This window comes from Spirillospora sp. NPDC049652, from assembly GCF_040675125.1.
Lineage (GTDB): Bacteria > Actinomycetota > Actinomycetes > Streptosporangiales > Streptosporangiaceae > Spirillospora.
This window is the reverse complement of record NZ_JBFAOF010001034.1, coordinates 1-2,400: the sequence shown is the minus strand read 5'-3', so window position 1 is coordinate 2,400 and position 2,400 is coordinate 1. Positions and strand designations below refer to the sequence as shown.

General features: G+C 72.0%; 2 protein-coding genes. Both read left to right on the top strand.

From position 1 onward, the window contains the following. Positions 1-253 precede the first annotated feature (253 nt). Positions 254-1,489, top strand: a complete 1,236-nt coding sequence (locus AB0J52_RS36490; protein ID WP_500187476.1) for an acyl-CoA dehydrogenase family protein — start codon at positions 254-256, stop codon at positions 1,487-1,489. A gap of 193 nt (positions 1,490-1,682) precedes the next feature. Then, the coding region (locus AB0J52_RS36485; RefSeq protein WP_500187475.1) for an ROK family transcriptional regulator at positions 1,683-2,400 on the top strand (718 nt) is incomplete at its 3' end.

The following is a 2,400-nucleotide window of genomic DNA, read 5'->3' as shown; positions in this document are numbered from 1 at the left end:
CGACCGGCGCGGGCACGGCCGGGGTGACGAGACGTGCCGTGGCCGGGCGCTCGGGGGTGCGTCGCCGGAGAAGCCTTCCGATGAATCCCACGGCCCGGTTATATCCCGAAAAGATCACTCGGGTCGTCAACGCGCGTCCGGTCCGCCCTGGTCACGCCCCCGGGTCCCGAGCGCGGCCCGGTGTAAGCGCTCACTTTCTCCGTCTGCCAGGATGGTCCGGACGACAACGGGTCCGAGGAAGGCGGGACGAAGCATGATCGAATGGTCCGACGAGGACGTGATGATCCGCGACGCGGTGCGCGCCTGGGTCGACGAGAAGGTCCGGCCCCGGATGGACGCCCTCGACGCCGGGGACCTCCCGCCCTACGACCTGATCCGGGACCTGTTCCGGACCTTCGGCATGGACGAGATGGCCCGCTCCTCCTTCGAGGCCCGGCTGGAGAAGGAGCAGCGGGCCGCGTCCGGCGAGGGAGACGGAGCCGGGGAGGCCTCCGGGGCGGGCGGCGGGGGCGGGAACGCCTCGCTGAACATCCTGCCGATCGTGGAGCTGTGCAAGGTGTCGCCGGGCCTGGTCACGGCCATGGGCGTCAGCCTCGGCCTCGCCGCCGGGACGATCATGAAGCGCGGCAGCGCCGAGCAGAAGCGGCGCTGGGGCCTGGACCTGCTGACCATGGACAAGGTCGGCGCGTGGGCGATCACCGAGCCGAACTCCGGGTCCGACGCGTTCGGCGGGATGCAGGCCACGGCGCGCCGCGACGGCGACGGCTATGTGCTCAACGGGTCCAAGACGTTCATCACCAACGGCCCCTACGCCGACACGATCGTCTTCTACTGCAAGCTCGACGACGGCCGCGACCCGCGCGACCGCGAGATCCTCACCTTCGTCCTCGACCGGGGCATGCCGGGCCTGGAGCAGAGCAAGCCGCTGCGCAAGATGGGCCTGCACTCCTCCCCCACCGGCGAACTGTTCCTCAACGACGTCCGCGCCGGCGAGGACCGGCTGCTCAGCGGCGGCGGAACCGGTGCCCAAAGCGGCAAGGAGTCGGCTCGGCAGAACTTCGTCACCGAGCGCGCCGGCGTCGCGGCGATGGCGCTCGGCGTCATCGAGGAGTGCCTGCGCCTGTCGGTCGACTACGCCAAGAAGCGCGAGCTGTGGGGCAAGCCGATCGGCGACTTCCAGCTGATCCAGCTCAAGCTGGCGAAGATGGAGGTGGCGCGGCTGAACGTCCAAAACCTGGTGTTCCGGCACGTGGAGATGCAGCGCAAGGGCCGCACCCCGACCCTCGCCGAGGCGTCGGCGATGAAGCTGTACGCGGCGCAGGCCGCTTCGGAGGTCACCCAGGAGGCGGTGCAGCTGTTCGGCGGCAACGGCTACATGAGCGAGTACCGCGTCGAGCAGCTCGCCCGCGACGCCAAGTCCTTCCAGATCTACGCGGGCACCGACGAGATCCAGGTGTCGCACATCGCCCGCGACCTGCTGTCCCACTGACCCTCGGCGGGCCGCCCCGGCCGTCCCCGCGCCGCCTTTTCGGCGACGCCGGGGGCGGCCTTTTCGGCTGTCCGGGACGCGGTTCCCACACACAAATCGAGGACGAGGGGTTGACGGGTTAGGAAGGAGTCCTTACTTTCAGGGCCACGTTAGGAAGGTTTCCTAACTCTGAATGGCCCCCGGGAGACCCACCGTGCCGTCCGACGCGTCCGCGCCCATGCCGGGAACCCCGAGCCTGCTGCGGGCCATCAACGACCGCGCCGCGCTGGAGGCGCTGCTCGCGCACGGGTCGCTGACCCGCCCCGAACTCTCCCGGCTCACCGGGATCTCCAAGCCCACCGCGTCCCAGCTGCTCGCCCGGCTGGAGGAGAGCGGGCTGGTCATGCGGGACGGCGTCCGCGAGGGCACGCCCGGCCGCACCGCCGAGGTGTACCGGATCGTCCCGTCTGCCGCGCACGTCGCCGGGCTGGACGTCACCCCCCGGCGGATCATCGCCGCCGTCGCCGACCTCACCGGCACCGTCGTCGGCGAACACGTCCTGGCGACACCGGGCCGCGCGAACGTGGACGCCGCCGCCCGGGCCGCCGCCGCCGTTGACGGCGCGGCCGAGGCCGCGGGCCTCACCCGCGACCGGCTCAACCGCGTCGTCGTCGGAATCCCCGGCGCGGTGAACCCCGCGACCGGACACCTCGGCTACGCCGCCCACCTGCCCGGCTGGCACGTCCCCGGCATCACCGCGCACCTGGCCGCCGGGCTCGGCGTCCCCGTGGAGATCGAGAACGACGTCAACCTCGGCGCGCTCGCCGAACTCGGGTCCGGGCAGGCCGCCGGCGTCCGCGACTTCGCGCTGCTGTGGGTCGGCGACGGCGTCGGCATGGCCGTCGTGCTGGACGGCCGCCCGCACCGGGGCG

Excerpts from the sequence above, each read along its gene's own strand:
- AB0J52_RS36490 (WP_500187476.1), top strand. The coding sequence starts at position 254 with ATGATCGAATGGTCCGACGAGGACGTGATGATCCGCGACGCGGTGCGC.